This is a genomic window from Aeromonas sp. QDB14, from assembly GCF_027707845.1.
Classification (GTDB): domain Bacteria; phylum Pseudomonadota; class Gammaproteobacteria; order Enterobacterales; family Aeromonadaceae; genus Aeromonas; species Aeromonas caviae.
The window spans coordinates 35,630-51,099 of record NZ_JAPCJD010000002.1 but is presented as its reverse complement, the minus strand read 5'-3'; the positions used below and the strand labels follow the sequence as shown (position 1 = coordinate 51,099).

Sequence of the window (15,470 nt, the reverse complement as noted above, 5' to 3'; positions counted from 1 at the left end):
ATTTCTCCCACAAAGACAAAAGCGCCGTGCAGGGGCACTACACGGCGCTCGTAATATACCTGTCGGAGGCTTAGATTTCCATTAGCTCCTTTTCCTTCACAACCAGGGCGTCATCCACCAGCTTGATGAAGGTATCGGTCAGCTTCTGGATCTCTTCCTGGGCGCGACGGTCGTCGTCTTCGGAGATCTCTTTCTCTTTCAGCAGGGCTTTCAGGTCGGCGTTGGCATCGCGACGGATGTTGCGAATGGCAACCCGGGCACCTTCGGCTTCGGCACGGACGATCTTGGTCAGATCACGGCGACGCTCTTCGGTCAGCGGCGGCAGCGGCACGCGCAGAGTCTGGCCGTTGCTGGACGGGTTCAGGCCCAGATCGGAGGTCAGGATGGCTTTTTCCACCGCCTGGATCATGGAGCGATCGAAGATGGAGATGGAGAGAGTACGGGCATCTTCTGCCACCACGTTGGCCAACTGCTTCAGAGGAGTGGCAGCACCGTAATACTCCACCTGGATGCCGTCAAGCAGGCTCGGGTGAGCACGGCCGGTACGGATCTTGGACATCTGGGTCTTCAGCGACTCTACGCTTTTGCCCATGCGGTCCTTGGCGTCGTTTTTAATCTCGTTGATCACAGTGGTTTTCCTTTTGGCGAACGAGCCGACGGGCGGCTCGTATCTATCTTGTTGACTGGCGTAATGGACAAGCGAGCCTGGGGCTCACACTTGCCTTACTTGCTGGCCTGGTGGATCAGGGTACCTTCCGGCTCACCCATGATCACGCGGCGCAGCGCGCCCGGTTTGTTCATGTTGAACACCCGGATCGGCAGATCGTGGTCGCGGGCCAGGGTAAAAGCAGCAAGATCCATCACTTTGAGTTCTTTTTCAAGAACTTCATCATAACTCAGTTCCTGATAGAGCACGGCATCCGGGTTCTTGACCGGGTCATCGGTGAACACGCCATCGACCTTGGTGGCTTTCAGCACGACGTCAGCTTCGATCTCGATACCGCGCAGGCAGGCTGCCGAGTCGGTGGTAAAGAAGGGGTTGCCGGTACCGGCAGAGAAGATCACCACCTTGCCGGCGCGCAGCTGGCTGATGGCTTCGGCCCAGCTGTAGGAGTCGCAGACCCCTTGCAGGGAGATGGCCGACATCAGGCGGGCATTCACATAAGCACGATGCAGGGCATCACGCATGGCCAGGCCGTTCATGACGGTCGCCAGCATGCCCATGTGGTCACCCACCACGCGATTCATGCCTGCCTTGGCAAGGCCGGCACCACGGAACAGGTTGCCGCCACCGATGACCAGACCGACCTGAACACCCAGCTCAACCAGCTCTTTGATCTCTTGGGCCATCCGTTCCAGCACCGCCGGATCAATGCCGAAACCCTCGGATCCTTGCAGGGCTTCACCACTCAACTTCAGAAGAACACGTCTGTATGCAGGCTTGGGATTGGTACTCATGTCACTGATTCCTGGTCATATAAAGACCGCGACATAAGTCGCGGTCTGGGGAAACGGAAAAACCGGTTCGATTAGGCCTTCTGAGCGGCCGCGATCTGGGCTGCTACTTCAGCAGCGAAGTCGGTCTCTTGCTTCTCGATGCCTTCGCCCACTTCGAAACGGGTGAAGGAAACAACGTCAGCGCCTTCTTTCTTCAGCAGCTCGGCAACGGTCATGGAAGGATCTTTCACGAACGGTTGACCAGTCAGGGAAACCTCACCGGTGAACTTCTTCATGCGGCCTTCAACCATCTTCTCGGCGATCTCTTTCGGCTTGCCGGAGTTGATGGCGATGTCGATCTGGATTTCGCGCTCTTTGGCAACGACTTCGGCAGACACGTCTTCCGGTTTGACGAATTGCGGGCTGTTGGCAGCAACGTGCATGGCCAGATCTTTGGCCAGCTCGTCGGTACCGCCAACCAGCTTGGTGATAACACCGATGCGGGAGCCGTGAACGTAGGTGCCCAGGTTGTCACCTTCAACCAGCATCACGCGACGCAGGTTCATGTTCTCACCGATCTTGGCGATCAGGTTGGTGATGGTCAGCTCGACGGACTCGCCGTTGCCGAAGTCGGCGGCTTTCAGCGCGTCAACGTCAGCGATTTTCTGGGTAGCAGCGATCTCGACGATCTTCTGACCCATGGCCAGGAAACCGGCATCCTTGGAAACGAAGTCAGTCTCGCAGTTCAGCTCGATCATGACGGCAACGTTGCCTTCGGTACGGGCGAAGATCACACCTTCAGCGGCGATACGGCCAGCTTTCTTGGCGGCCTTGGCCTGACCGGATTTACGCATGTTCTCGATAGCCAGCTCGATATCACCGTTGGCTTCTTCCAGCGCTTTTTTGCAATCCATCATGCCAGCGGCGGTGCGCTCGCGCAGTTCTTTTACCAGGGCGGCAGAAATGTTTGCCATGTCCAGTATCCTCGGTCTTGAATTGACAAGAAACAGGGGCCACAAGGGCCCCTGCTAACCAATTACATCAGCTTGGTTAATAAGGGCTTTTCAGTCCTTATCAATTACTCAGCTTCAACGAAGCCATCTTGTTCGGCTTGAACAACGATGTCCTGCTCGCGGGCTTCCAGAACGGTGTCAGCAGCAGCGTTCAGGTACAGCTGTACGGCACGGATAGCGTCGTCGTTACCCGGGATGACATAGTCAACGCCGTCCGGGTTGGAGTTGGTATCAACGATGGAAACTACCGGGATACCCAGGTTGTTGGCTTCTTTGATAGCGATGTGCTCGTGGTCAGCATCGACAACGAACAGAACGTCAGGCAGGCCGCCCATGTTCTTGATACCACCCAGGCTCTTCTCCAGCTTTTCCATTTCGCGAGTACGCATCAGCGCCTCTTTCTTGGTCAGCTTGTCGAAGGTACCGTCTTCGCTCTGGGTTTCCAGATCTTTCAGGCGCTTGATGGACTGACGAACAGTTTTCCAGTTGGTCAGCATGCCGCCCAGCCAGCGGTGGTTAACATAGAACTGGTCGCAACGCTCAGCGGCTTCTTTGACGGCTTCAGACGCGGCACGCTTGGTACCTACGAACAGTACCTTGCCTTTCTTGGCAGCTACGGAGCTGATGAAGTTCATGGCATCGTCAAACATCGGAACGGTTTTTTCCAGGTTGATGATGTGAACTTTGCTGCGGGCGCCGAAGATGTAGGACTTCATTTTCGGGTTCCAGTAACGAGTCTGGTGACCGAAGTGAACGCCGGCTTGCAGCATGTCGCGCATAGAAACTTTAGCCATTTTATACCTCTGTATTGGGGTTAGGCCTCCACACATCCCATATAACCGACCCGTTAAGGCACCCCGGCATATGTGTCGATGTGTGTGTGTTGTTGAGTAAGGGTGATGGTATGAGGACACGAGTTCCCCATTCCGGCGCGCTTTATACCATAACTTTGGTCATGACACCACCAGCCCGGGTGCTAAAAATGGATCCCGGACCATGGTGCGACCGCCTGATGACGTTGCGATGACGATCACACTGGAAGTAAACGGGGGTTGGGGATAAAATTTCGCCCTGATTGCAAACGCATCTATTTTTCATTACCTGGTTGTTGGGCATCGGCAGGATGCGCAATCAGGCCCCAAGAGAGATCCCATGTCCATTAAAATCAAGACACCGGAAGAGATTGAAAAAATGCGTGTCGCCGGCCAGCTGGCCGCCGACGTGCTGGTCATGATCGCCCCCCACGTCAAGGCGGGCGTCACCACAGACGAACTGAATACCCTCTGCCACGACTACATCGTCGACGTGCAGCAGGCCACCCCCGCGCCGCTCAATTACCACGGCTTCCCCAAGTCCATCTGTACTTCGGTGAACGATGTCATCTGCCATGGCATCCCGAACCACAAGAAGCTGCGGGAAGGGGACATCATCAATCTGGACATCACCGTCATCAAGGATGGCTATCACGGCGATACCTCCGCCATGTTCATCGTGGGCCAGACCACCCCCCTGCGCCGCCAGCTCTGCAAGGTGGCCCAGGATAGCCTCTATGCCGCCATCAAGCGGGTGCGCCCGGGCATGTGCATCACCGAGATCGGCGCCGTCATCCAGCCCATCGTCGAGCAGGCCGGCTTCTCCGTGGTACGCGACTACTGCGGCCATGGCATCGGTGCCGAGTTCCACGAAGAGCCGCAGATCCTCCACTACCGCAACGGCGGCAAGCTGGAGCTGAAAGCGGGCATGTGCTTCACCATCGAGCCCATGGTCAACAGCAAGAAGTACCACTGCAAGGTCAATCCGAAGGATGGCTGGACCGTGACCACCAAGGACGGCGGCGACTCCGCCCAATGGGAGCACACCCTGCTGGTGACCGAGGATGGCTGCGAGGTCCTGACCCTGCGCCCCGACGACACTATCGAGCGTTTTATCCACCACGTTTGACATTCAACCCCGGCCGCGCGCCGGGGTTGCTCTTTACCCGGCCCGACCGAGAGTGTGACATGCCATGGATGCCAGCCTGCTTTCTCCCCATCTGCTCCCAGACGATCAGCTCACCCGTGACAACTGCAAGGAGTATCTGAGCCGCTTTCTCGCCTGGCTGCATGAGCGCTTCGACGCCGGTGACAACATCATCGAACTGGTGGCCACCCGCTCCGAATACATGGACGCGCTGCTGACCAGGCTCTGGCACAAGTTCGGCTTCGACAGGACCGAGCTCACCCTGATCGCGGTAGGCGGCTATGGCCGCGGCGAACTCCATCCCCACTCCGATATCGACCTGCTGATCCTCTACGAAGGAGATGAACTGGACGAGGTGCTGGGGCTTCGCATCGGCGAGTTCATCACCCTCTTGTGGGATCTCAAGCTGGAAGTGGGGCAGTCGGTGCGCAACGTGGCCGAGTGCATCGAGCAGGGTCGCAACGACATCACGGTTGCCACCAACCTCATCGAGGCCCGTTACATCACGGGTCGCTTGGCGGGATTCGAGCAGTTGCAGGCTGCCACCCAGCCCCAGCACTTCTGGCCGAGCGAAGCCTTCTTTCGTGCCAAACGCGAAGAGCAGGCTCTGCGACACCAGCAGTTTCTCGGCACCGCCTACAAGCTGGAGCCGGATCTCAAGAACAATCCCGGGGGCCTTCGCGACATCCAGACCCTGGCCTGGGTCGCCCGCCGCCACTTCGGCGCCACCACCCTGTTCGAGATGACCAGCCACGGTTTTCTCAACCGGGCCGAGTACCGGGAGCTGCTCGACTGTCAGAATTTCCTGTGGAAGGTGCGCTTCGCCCTGCACATGGCCATCAACAAGGGGGACAACCGCCTCTTGTTCGACCGCCAGCGCACCGTGGCCCAGATGCTGGGGTTCGAGGGGGAAGGAAACGGCCCGGTCGAGCAGATGATGAAGCGCTTCTACCAGACGGTGCGACGGGTGGCCGAGCTCAACGAGATGCTGCTGCAACTCTTTGACGAGGCCATTCTTGGCAACACCGCCATGGACGTGCGCCGCATCAGCGACGAATTCCAGCTGCGCGGCCGCCTCATCGATGCGGTGGACTCCGAGCTGTTCGGCCGGGATCCTGCCGCCATCCTGCGACTCTTCTACCAGATAGCCCAGCACCCGGAGATTGCCGGCATCCACTCCGCCACCTTGCGCCAGTTGCGCGAGGCCAGACGCACCCTCAACTGCTGGCTGCAAGATCTACCCGAGTGCCGCCGTCTCTTCATGGCGCTCCTGCGCCACCCCAACGGCATCGGCCAGCCGCTCACCCTGATGCACAAGTACGGGATCCTCGCGGCCTACCTGCCCCAGTGGAACCTCATCGTCGGCCAGATGCAGTTCGACATGTTCCACGCCTACACGGTGGACGAGCACACCCATCGGCTGCTGCAGAACATCCATCGCTTCCCGAATCCAGCCAGCCGCCAGACTCACCCGCTCTGCCACGAGGTGTTCACCCAGTTGCGCAAGCCCGAGCTGCTCAGCATCGCCGCCCTCTTCCACGACATCGCCAAGGGCAGGCGTGGCGATCATTCCGAACTCGGGGCCGTGGATGCGCTGGAGTTCTGCCAGTTGCACGGGCTGGATCGCTACGAGAGCCGACTGGTCGCCTGGCTGGTGCGCCACCATCTGCTGATGTCGGTCACCGCCCAGCGCCGCGACATCTACGACCCGGACGTGGTCACCGACTTCGCCCAGAAGGTGCGGGATGAATTGCACCTCGACCTGCTCTATTGCCTGACCGTGGCCGACATCTGTGCCACCAACGACAGTCTGTGGAACGACTGGAAGGGCACCCTGCTGCGCGAACTCTACTTCGCCACCCAAAAGGCCCTGCGCCAGGGGTTGGAAAACCCGCCGGACATGCGCCTCAAGATCCGTGAAAACCAGCGCCAGGCCAGGCAGATCCTGACCCAGCGCGAGGTGCCACAGGAGGCGGTCACCGCCCTCTGGAACGACTTCAAGGCCGATTACTTCCTGCGCCACAGCCCGGAGCAGATCGCCTGGCACTGCCGCAAGATCATCGCCCACGGTGACAACCCGGCCCCCCTGGTGCTCATCGGCAAGCATCCCATACGGGGCGGTAGCGAGGTGTTCATCTATTGCCGCGATACCCCCAACCTCTTTGCCACCGTGGCTTCGGCACTGGATCAGAAGAACCTCAGCATCCACGACGCCCAGATCATGAATTCGCGCAACGACTACGTGCTCGACACCTTCATCGTGCTGGAACCGAACGGCGAGCCCATCAGCCCCAACCGTACCGCCACCATCAAGAAGGCGCTGGAGAAAGCCCTTCAGGAGCCGGGCAAGCTGGTGCTGCGCAGCAAGCCCCTGTCCAGACGCCACCGCCAGTTCAGCGTGCCGACCAGGGTGGTCTTCCTGCCCCACAAGGGGGAAAACCGCCACACCCTGCTGGAGCTGACGGCCCTGGACACTCCGGGCCTATTGGCCCGTATCGGTGCCGTGTTCCAGCAGTGCGGCCTCTCCCTCCATGCCGCCAAGATCACCACCATCGGTGAGCGGGTGGAGGACTTCTTCAGCCTCACCACCCTGGCCGGAGAGCCGCTGAACCCGGAGGAGCAGCAAGCCCTCGAGGAGAGGCTGGTCAATCAGCTCAACCCCCAGGAACCGCTTGGCGAGAGCGCCTGACACGCTCGGATGAAGCCTCGAAAGAGGCTTTTTGACGTATTGATTCCTCAATCAGAACAAATGGTTGGACCACTCAAGTACAATAAATCGCCCTAATTCTGAAGAAATCGGCGAGAGCCCTTAAAAACGATTGGAAAAGTGTGATACAACAAACAGAATTTTATAAAGGAAACCTGTCATGACCCAGTTGCAACAGACCATCGAAGCGGCCTTCGAGCGCCGTGACTCCATCACCCCCGGCTCCGTCGATGCCACCACCAAGGCCGCCATTCTGGAAGCCATCGACCTGCTGGACTCCGGCAAAGCCCGGGTTGCCGAGAAGATTGCCGGCGAGTGGGTCGTCCACCAGTGGCTGAAGAAGGCCGTGCTGCTCTCCTTCCGCATCAACGACAACGGCATCATCAAGGGCGACGATGCCCAGTACTACGACAAGGTTCCCCTGAAGTTCTCCAACTACACCGAAGAGCAGTTCAAGGCTGCCGGTGTACGCGTCGTGCCGCCCGCGACCGCGCGCAAAGGCTCCTTCATCGCCCCGAACACCGTGCTGATGCCCTCCTACGTCAACATCGGCGCCTTCGTCGATGAAGGCACCATGGTCGACACCTGGGCCACCGTGGGCTCCTGCGCCCAGATCGGCAAGAATGTGCACCTCTCCGGCGGCGTCGGCATCGGCGGCGTACTGGAGCCACTGCAGGCCAACCCGACCATCATCGAAGACAACTGCTTCATCGGTGCCCGTTCCGAGGTGGTTGAAGGGGTGATCGTCGAGGAGGGCTCCGTCATCTCCATGGGGGTCTTCATCGGCCAGTCCACCCGCATCTATGACCGCGAAACCGGTGAAATCCACTACGGCCGCGTCCCGGCCGGCTCCGTGGTCGTTTCCGGCTCCCTGCCCTCCAAGTGCGGCAAGTACAGCCTCTACGCCGCCGTCATCGTCAAGAAGGTGGATGCCAAGACCCGCGCCAAGGTCGGCATCAACGCCCTGCTGCGCTCCATCGACGAGTAATCCACGCCGATGTCATCAAGGGCACCTCTGGTGCCCTTTTTCATGCCCGCTCTCATGGGTGGACGCCAACTCCCCTGCCCCACCAGCACTGCACACCCCCATGAGACGATACCGCTTATGGCAGTGCTGGCAAGGCGTTCACCCCTCCCCTTGGCTCATTGATTAAAGAAGACCTTTTTGACACCAATTTGAATTTGGCGCGCCTGTCACAGGCAAGGCGTCCGGACTCGGGTAAGATAGAGGGGTCAGGATCGTTTCAAACCAAGGAAGCCCGATGTACGAGAATCTCAAGAGCCTGGGGATCCAGGAACCCACCTCGGTGGACAGCTACACCCTGCGCCAGGAAGCCAACCACGACATCCTCAAGATCTATTTCAAGAAGCAGAAGGGTGAATTCTTCGCCAAGAGCGTCAAATTCAAATACCCCCGCCAGCGCAAGACCATGCTGGTCGACTCGGGGACCCATGAGTACAAAGATGTCACCGAGATCAACGCCAACCTCAAATACGTGGTGGATGAGCTGGACAATCTGACCCAGGGCGGCCAGCCTTCCGCCGATCCGGACATCAAGCAGAAAATACTGCGCGACTTGCGTCATCTGGAAAAAGTGGTGCAGAACAAGATCAGCGAGATAGAACGGGATCTCGAAAAGCTTTAAGCCGGTCTGATGCAGCAAAGGCGCCCAGGGGCGCCTTTTTCATTGGGTCACACCATGCTGGCGCCGCCAGGAAAGCCCCCGCACATGTCCCGCCACCAAACGCAACCCAGCAAAAAGGGAGGCTTGCGCCTCCCTTTTCGGAACTCGGATATCGGAGCGACAATCAGTTGCTCTTCATCCAGATGTCCATTTCAGTTTTCAGGTTGTCGGACTTGGTGCCGAAGATGGCTTGTACACCGGAACCCGCCAACACCACACCGGCGGCACCCAGCTTCTTCAGACCAGCCTGGTCAACCTTGGCCACATCCTTCACACCGACACGCAGACGGGTGATGCAGGCGTCCAGAGAGGCGATGTTCTCTTTGCCACCGAAGGCGGAGACCAGTGCAGCAGACATCTCGTCCTTGCTTTGACCGGCAGAGGACTCTTGGGCAGCTTCGTCTTCACGACCCGGGGTTTTCAGGTTCATGGCACGGATAACCACGGTGAAGACCACGTAGTAGATGACCGCGTAGACCAGACCCAGACCCACCAGCAGCAGCATGTTGTCGGCACGCGGAGATTGCACCACGAAGTCGATGAAGCCGTTGGAGAAGGTGTGACCGTGAACGACACCCAGCATGTTGGTCAGGACATAGGCCAGACCTGCCAGCAGAGCGTGGATGGCGTACAGTACCGGGGCCACGAACAGGAAGGAGAATTCGATAGGCTCGGTGATACCGGTCAGGAAGGAGGTCAGGGCAGCAGAAGCCATGATACCTACGATCTTGGCGCGGTTTTCCGGCTTGGCGGAGTGCGCAATGGCAAACGCGGCAGCAGGCAGACCAAACATCTTGAACAGGTAGCCACCCGCCAGTTGACCGAAGCCGTTACCGGCAGCACGGGAAGCGTCATCAGCAGTCAGGAAGCAGGTCATGATGCCGTGTACGGTTTCACCGGCGGCGTTGACGCAGGTACCAGCCTGATAGAAGAACGGCACGTTCCAGATGTGGTGCAGACCGAACGGGATCAGGGAGCGCTCAACCACGCCGTAGATGCCGAAGGCCAGGACCGGGTTCTGGTTGGCAGCCCAGTCGGAGAAGGCACCGATGGCACCACCAATAGGCGGCCAGATGAAGGAGAGCACGACACCCAGACCGATGGAAACAAAACCGGTGATGATGGGCACGGCGCGCTTGCCAGCGAAGAAGCCGAGGTACTCTGGCAGCTGGATCTTGTAGAAGCGGTTGAACGCCCAGGCAGCCACGCCACCGGCGAGGATACCACCCAGCACACCGGTATCGATCTTCTCGACACCCATCACAGGCGCCATCACAGTCAGGGTGGCAGTCATGATGCCGTAGCCGACGATGGCGGACAGGCCGGAAACACCGTCGTTATTGGTGAAGCCAAGGGCGACGCCCACGGCGAACAGCAGGGCCATCTGACCAAATACGGAACCACCGGCCTGCTCCATCAGTTGGGAGACGATTTCCGGCAACCAGCTGAAGTGGGCAGCACCCACCCCCAGCAGAATACCTGCAACGGGCAAGACCGATACGGGCAGCATCAGCGCCTTACCGACCTTTTGCAGATTAGAGAAAGCATTTTTTAACATGTGTGCGCTCCTGAATGGAATGTCTTACCGTAGACGCTTCAGTCCAATTTATAGACGATCATCAACATCATCTCTCATCGGCATGAATTCGACGCGGGTTTGTTTATTTTGACCAGCTGAATATAACCCAGCAGATCGCAAATATCTTCCATCAGGGGTAAGCGAATAAAAAATTTGGAGGGGAGATCACAAGATAATTTCGGCGGGAATTTTCGGCTAATTACGGATATATTTCGGCATCTTCATGCTAAACCATAAATATGAAAAGTGCTGTTTCGCATTGTATTTTAGCCAATCAAACCAATACCCAACGAAACACACTGTAACTTAATGTAACCATTTGCTGTTTTTTCTATTTTAGTCTACCGATTAAAAAGGCCTCCAACAAGGGAGGCCTCAAATAAATATTATATTTTAAAGACCGGGCAATATTCAGCCCTTTTGGGAACGCTTCACCGCATCAATAAAGATCGATTTCGCCTTGGTCGAACCGGCCCGCTCCGCCTCGCTGACCAGTTGCATCGCCTTGTCGATATCACCGGCTTTCACCGCTTTTTCGATCTGGGATTGATAGAAGGCCTCGGTTTCGCTCAGCATGGGGGCACTGCTCTTGACTGCGCCGGCGGTCGCCAGGGGCACGACAAGCTTGTTTGGTGCCGTGTTGACTACCGGGGTGTTGGCATCAATCACATCCTGATAGACAGGCTTGTAATAGTTGCTCTCGGTTTTGACACCACTCAAGTCCTCCACAGAGAGGCTGACCACGCCCCAGGGGGAGTGCGGAATGACGGGGTCTTTTTCACCATAATCAACCACCCCCAGCGACTTGGTCATCAGCTTGGAAGGGCTAAGGATGGTGGTTGTTTTGTCCAGACCGCTCTGGTCTGTGTAGATCACCATGTAACTTTCGTTATTGGGGTTACCAACATAGGAGCGATCCACGGTAAACACGGCTTCCATGCGATCCCCTTGCAGCATGCGTGCAGGCTCGTACTTGAACACGTCGCTGCCCAACTTGCGGGTCACATTGAATTTGGAATCCAGCATCAAGACGGTCGGGTTGAACAGCGATTTGTCGATCAAGCCATCAACCGTGATGCGCAGGTCACCGGAGTTGACCGGCAACCGGAAGGCGGCAAAGTGGCTTTTCCCTTCGCTGAAAGCGTAAACGGGGGAGCTGTCATCAATGGGGATAAGCTTAGTTGCGCCCGGTTGTATGTCCTGGAACGGCAGACTGGAGACATCGCGACAGCAGCTGCCAACCGTAGCCAATTGGCTCATCGCAACGTCGCGATTTCCCATGATGGACTTGAACTCCTGAGTCGGCGCTACCGTCGTTTCCAACGTGGCGCACCCACCCAGCACAACAGAACAGAATACAGTCAAGGCTAATCTGGAATATCTCATCGCGTGACCCTAAGAAACGTGTTGTAAAAAAAGAGCCCCCGTCATGCGGGGGCACTTGCAGTCATGACGTCAACAGATTACCACCAAGCTTCAGCTTGAACACCGAAGTTCCAGGAGTCGTCCTGCTTCACGCCATTGTCATCCGGGCGGAACTGGCCGTCAGAATCCAGGTAGGAAGCATATACGCGGATTTCCGGGCGGGCCCAGAAGCTGGAGCCAGCGGACCAGGCCTGAGCCAGGGTGTATTTCTTACCGATGGTGCTGGTTTCGGTGCCATTGTTCGGCTTGTAGCTGTCATGGTGATAGCCAAGCTCGGCGATGGTCTTCATGGTGTCATTCCACTTGTACATCGGGCGAACGACAACGGAGAAGGTGTCTTTGTCAGCGCTGTCATTGTCAATATCACTGGCAGTACCGTAAACCAGCTGATGACCGAACTCGACCTTATCGCCAACGGGCAGCACGCCCCAGTTGATGAAGCGCCAGCCATCGCCCTTGGCGGCAGATTGGCTCAGGCCGCTGCCAGAACCGCTACCGTAGTCAACAGCCTGAGCGGCATAACCGTCGGCGAAATACTGAACCACGGTCTTGTTGAAGCCACCCAGCATGGATTGGGTCAGCTCGGCGGTCAGCATGTGGCCGTTTTTCTCGTAATCTTTGCTGCCCAGAGCCGCTTTCTGCTCATCGGTCAGGTTACCGCGGGCGTAGTCATATCCCAGCTCCAGGGAGCCGTCTTTCCACAGCGGGATACCGGCATAACGCAGGTCCAGTACGTCCGTATCAACACGCTTGTCGACACCAACACCACCTACAAACTGATCGTAATCATCCCACGGGTCGTTACGCAGCCATGCAAAAGAGAGCTTGCCCGGACCAGCCTGGATATTTTCTACACCAGCACCGGCACCAGACACATCCCAGTAGTAGAAGTCGGAGATGTGGATGTCGTGACGTTGATAGTAACGCTTACCGGCCCACAGAGTGGCTTCCGGCGCGAAGCCCAGCACGCCTTTGGCCTGGACGTTGAATTGGCGCAGGGCAAAGTCGGCATCACTACCGCTAGTGCTTTCCCAGTCGCGACCTTGCTGACCAGAAACCATTGCAAACATGGAGTCTACGTAGAAAGACTTGCCGTCCTTGTTGTAAGCCTCTTGACCTAGCTGGACTTCGCCGTAGGTCTCGGCTTCATTGCCCAGACGACCGACTTTCGCCTTGGAATAGGTTTGCAGGCTGCCGTTATCGGAAGTACCGACACCGGAACGCATGTAGCCGTGGAAATCAACGGCGAAGGCGGCTTGGGAAGCCAGGGCTGCGGTTACTGCTGCAGCGATCGGGAGCCACTTTGCTTTCATTTTCATTTTCCTTATTCCCGCTGAGAGGAGTGTGATCCTGATATTCAAGTTCTTATCACCGGAAAAACGTTTTGGTGATAACCGAGGTCGATTATAGGTACCCAAATTCCCTGCAAACATGAGCTGATTCACAAAACGATGACAAATCGCACGCCACCGACAGCCACAACCACAAAATGTCAATGAATTTTCATTTTTTGGCACCAACCACCCAAGATAAGCACAAAAAAGAAAAACAATAACCAAAGAAAGCGCTTTCAAATATTAATTTGCAACGAGAGTTAAGTGATAAATCCGTGTCGCAGTAGCAAAAACATGACTGAAATCGCTTTCAATGCGGAACTTTTAATTTTTCAATTTGTCGTGGGTGATGATGAATATGGCCAACCGGTTATCATCATTGGCGAGAAAAATAACCGGACGAAAGTGAGGATATATTTGGGGGCTGAGGCGTGACGCCCCAAAAATAAAACACCCCCGTCAGCACACTCACGGAGGTGAATTTATTCTCGGGGAGAAGGGTCTGGCTACAGTCTACTTTCCCAGGTTTTCAACCAGGCCAGCGCTGCCACTTCAGGCTCATCTTCTACCGTCGCATCGATTTCCAGGCGCACAACCAGTGGCTCGGCAGCCAGCTCCTGCAACAGGGCATCCAGCGTTCGCCCCGCTCCGCAGAAGTGTTCATAGCTGCTGTCTCCCATGGCGATGAGGGCATAGCGCCATCCCTTCATATAAGGAGCACGATCGGCCAGGGCACTGGCAAAGGGCTGCAAATTGGGCGGTATATCCCCCTGCCCCGTGGTGGCGATCACGATGAGCAGAAAGCGGGAGGCATCGATGTCGGTCAGCGCCGCGTCATCGAAGATCTGGCAGACATGGCCATTGGCTTGCAGGTGGTCACAGAGGGTCTCGGCCACCAGCATGGCAGAGCCGTAGACGGTGCCGACCAGGATATCGATCTCGGCCATCAGCGACTCCTCAGGGACAAACATTGGGCCCGGCAAGACCGGGATGGGTAGGAAGAGCCCCCCTGTACAGGCGGGGGGCACGCGATTGCGCAGGCGATATCTCGTTGAGCCATAAGTCATTCCTCTGACGTACCTAGGCTACAGCATGCCACAGCCCGGTCAGAGGCAACAGATGGAAAGAGGCTCAGGCGCCGTAGTCTTGCTCGCTGGCAGGCCAGCCCAGACGGGCGAACAGACCCAGCACCTCGGGGCCCAGGGGCGCCTGGATCCGCATCGGCACCTTGAGCACCGGATGCTCGAAGCTCAGACGGTGCGCGATCAGCAGCAGGCGGTCGCACCCGTAGTGCTCGCGAAAGAAGCGGTTGTGTCGGCCATCCCCGTGGGTGGTATCACCGACGATGGGGTGGAACAGGTGATCCAGATGGCGGCGCAGCTGGTGCTTGCGCCCCGTCTTGGGAAAGAGGCGGACCAGGCTGTAGCGACTGGTGGGATGCTTCTTGGAGACGGCGAAGGGCAGCTCGACCTGATGCAGACGACGAAACGCGGTCACCGCCTCCTGGGCGGGGCGATCCGGGTCGCTGAAGGCATCGGCAATCTTGTCCAGCTGCTCCTTGAGCGGATAGTCGATGAGCCCCTCTTCGGGGGCCCATCCCCGCACCAGTGCCAGGTACTCCTTGTGGACCTGACGGGCAGCAAAGGCCTCGGTCAGGGTACGGGCCACGGCAGGATCGAGAGCAAACAGCAGCACACCCGAAGTGGGCCTGTCCAGTCGGTGCACGGGGTAGACATGACGACCCCCGATCAGATCCCGGGTCATCTGCATGGCGAAACGGGTTTCGGCCTTGTCGAGCCAACTGCGGTGCACCAGGAGACCGGACGGTTTGTTCACCGCCACCAGCCAGTCATCCTGATAGAGCAGAGTTGGCTGCAAGGCATCCGCTGTCCGGGTCTGCTCGTCCATCATTGTTCGACCACTTTGCCGGAGAGCAGCAGATCGAAACGGGCGATCAGACGAAGCAGGGCCTCGACCTCCGCCAGCTCCTCTTTATAGACCTCACTCGCCATGGGATAGAGGGAGACGCTGGTCGGCAGCGGAGCCTGCAGCAGCACCAGCTGCTCCATGCGCGGGATCAGCACGAACTGCAGCCATTGATCGAAACTCAGGGTATCGACACAAAACGGCAGCTCGCTTGCCAGCGCCTCGCTCCCCGGATGGTCGGCTTGCCAGCGTTCCAGACGTTGCAACTCGGCAGTCAGCTCTCCCAGCAGACCGGCAACCAGCAGATATTGATTCATCTCGCTCACTTCCTCATCGCGGGCCCGGTCTGCGACGGGGCCCCACTCAATACGGCCATCAAAAAGGGGCGCTACTATACACCGACCC

Annotated in this window: 15 protein-coding genes; 5 read left to right on the top strand and 10 right to left on the bottom strand. The window is 57.7% G+C overall.

Annotated elements, in window-relative coordinates; translation table 11 throughout:
- Positions 1 to 70: 70 nt before the first annotated feature.
- The 4 genes from frr to rpsB all read right to left on the bottom strand — a co-directional run bounded on the left by frr (position 71) and on the right by rpsB (position 3,244).
- Positions 71 to 628, bottom strand: coding sequence for a ribosome recycling factor (gene frr / locus PG887_RS01065; RefSeq protein WP_010673406.1), 558 nt, complete (start codon positions 626 to 628; stop codon positions 71 to 73).
- A gap of 95 nt (positions 629 to 723) precedes the next feature.
- Positions 724 to 1,458, bottom strand: a complete 735-nt coding sequence (gene pyrH, locus PG887_RS01060; RefSeq protein ID WP_010673405.1) for a UMP kinase — start codon at positions 1,456 to 1,458, stop codon at positions 724 to 726.
- A 71-nt stretch (positions 1,459 to 1,529) separates the two neighbouring features.
- Positions 1,530 to 2,411, bottom strand: coding sequence for a translation elongation factor Ts (tsf, locus tag PG887_RS01055; RefSeq protein WP_010673404.1), 882 nt, complete (start codon positions 2,409 to 2,411; stop codon positions 1,530 to 1,532).
- Between the two features lie 104 nt (positions 2,412 to 2,515).
- The gene (gene rpsB / locus PG887_RS01050) at positions 2,516 to 3,244 is read right to left on the bottom strand and encodes a 30S ribosomal protein S2 (RefSeq protein ID WP_010673403.1); all 729 of its coding nucleotides are present in this window, start codon (positions 3,242 to 3,244) and stop codon (positions 2,516 to 2,518) included.
- Between the two features lie 358 nt (positions 3,245 to 3,602).
- Here rpsB and map point away from each other — a divergent pair, with 358 nt between their 5' ends.
- The 4 genes from map (at position 3,603) to PG887_RS01030 (ending at position 8,762) form a co-directional block, all read left to right on the top strand.
- Positions 3,603 to 4,391, top strand: a complete 789-nt coding sequence (map, locus tag PG887_RS01045; protein WP_270821021.1) for a type I methionyl aminopeptidase — start codon at positions 3,603 to 3,605, stop codon at positions 4,389 to 4,391.
- Positions 4,392 to 4,455: 64 nt separating this feature from the next.
- On the top strand, positions 4,456 to 7,098 hold the full coding sequence (gene glnD, locus PG887_RS01040; RefSeq protein ID WP_010673401.1) for a bifunctional uridylyltransferase/uridylyl-removing protein GlnD: 2,643 nt from the start codon (positions 4,456 to 4,458) through the stop codon (positions 7,096 to 7,098).
- 178 nt (positions 7,099 to 7,276) lie between these two features.
- The gene (dapD, locus tag PG887_RS01035; protein ID WP_104454582.1) at positions 7,277 to 8,104 is read left to right on the top strand and encodes a 2,3,4,5-tetrahydropyridine-2,6-dicarboxylate N-succinyltransferase; all 828 of its coding nucleotides are present in this window, start codon (positions 7,277 to 7,279) and stop codon (positions 8,102 to 8,104) included.
- Positions 8,105 to 8,378: 274 nt separating this feature from the next.
- The gene (locus tag PG887_RS01030; RefSeq protein WP_039039426.1) at positions 8,379 to 8,762 is read left to right on the top strand and encodes a DUF3461 family protein; all 384 of its coding nucleotides are present in this window, start codon (positions 8,379 to 8,381) and stop codon (positions 8,760 to 8,762) included.
- A gap of 163 nt (positions 8,763 to 8,925) precedes the next feature.
- Here PG887_RS01030 and ptsG read toward each other — a convergent pair whose 3' ends face one another.
- The 3 genes from ptsG to PG887_RS01015 form a co-directional block, all read right to left on the bottom strand.
- The gene (gene ptsG / locus PG887_RS01025) at positions 8,926 to 10,359 is read right to left on the bottom strand and encodes a PTS glucose transporter subunit IIBC (protein ID WP_104454583.1); all 1,434 of its coding nucleotides are present in this window, start codon (positions 10,357 to 10,359) and stop codon (positions 8,926 to 8,928) included.
- 432 nt (positions 10,360 to 10,791) lie between these two features.
- Positions 10,792 to 11,661: a MalM family protein gene (locus PG887_RS01020; protein ID WP_233759714.1), complete on the bottom strand. Its 870-nt coding sequence runs from the start codon at positions 11,659 to 11,661 to the stop codon at positions 10,792 to 10,794.
- Positions 11,662 to 11,843: 182 nt separating this feature from the next.
- Positions 11,844 to 13,118: a maltoporin gene (locus PG887_RS01015; RefSeq protein WP_103244426.1), complete on the bottom strand. Its 1,275-nt coding sequence runs from the start codon at positions 13,116 to 13,118 to the stop codon at positions 11,844 to 11,846.
- Positions 13,119 to 13,433: 315 nt separating this feature from the next.
- Here PG887_RS01015 and PG887_RS01010 point away from each other — a divergent pair, with 315 nt between their 5' ends.
- Positions 13,434 to 13,574: a hypothetical protein gene (locus tag PG887_RS01010; protein WP_158654935.1), complete on the top strand. Its 141-nt coding sequence runs from the start codon at positions 13,434 to 13,436 to the stop codon at positions 13,572 to 13,574.
- Positions 13,575 to 13,645: 71 nt separating this feature from the next.
- Here PG887_RS01010 and PG887_RS01005 read toward each other — a convergent pair whose 3' ends face one another.
- The 3 genes from PG887_RS01005 to PG887_RS00995 form a co-directional block, all read right to left on the bottom strand.
- Positions 13,646 to 14,086, bottom strand: coding sequence for a flavodoxin (locus PG887_RS01005; RefSeq protein WP_103244425.1), 441 nt, complete (start codon positions 14,084 to 14,086; stop codon positions 13,646 to 13,648).
- A 184-nt stretch (positions 14,087 to 14,270) separates the two neighbouring features.
- Positions 14,271 to 15,047: a tRNA pseudouridine(65) synthase TruC gene (gene truC / locus PG887_RS01000; protein WP_324046314.1), complete on the bottom strand. Its 777-nt coding sequence runs from the start codon at positions 15,045 to 15,047 to the stop codon at positions 14,271 to 14,273.
- The gene (locus PG887_RS00995) at positions 15,047 to 15,382 is read right to left on the bottom strand and encodes a YqcC family protein (protein ID WP_010673392.1); all 336 of its coding nucleotides are present in this window, start codon (positions 15,380 to 15,382) and stop codon (positions 15,047 to 15,049) included. The genes truC and PG887_RS00995 overlap by 1 nt, the downstream gene beginning before the upstream one ends.
- Positions 15,383 to 15,470 lie beyond the last annotated feature (88 nt).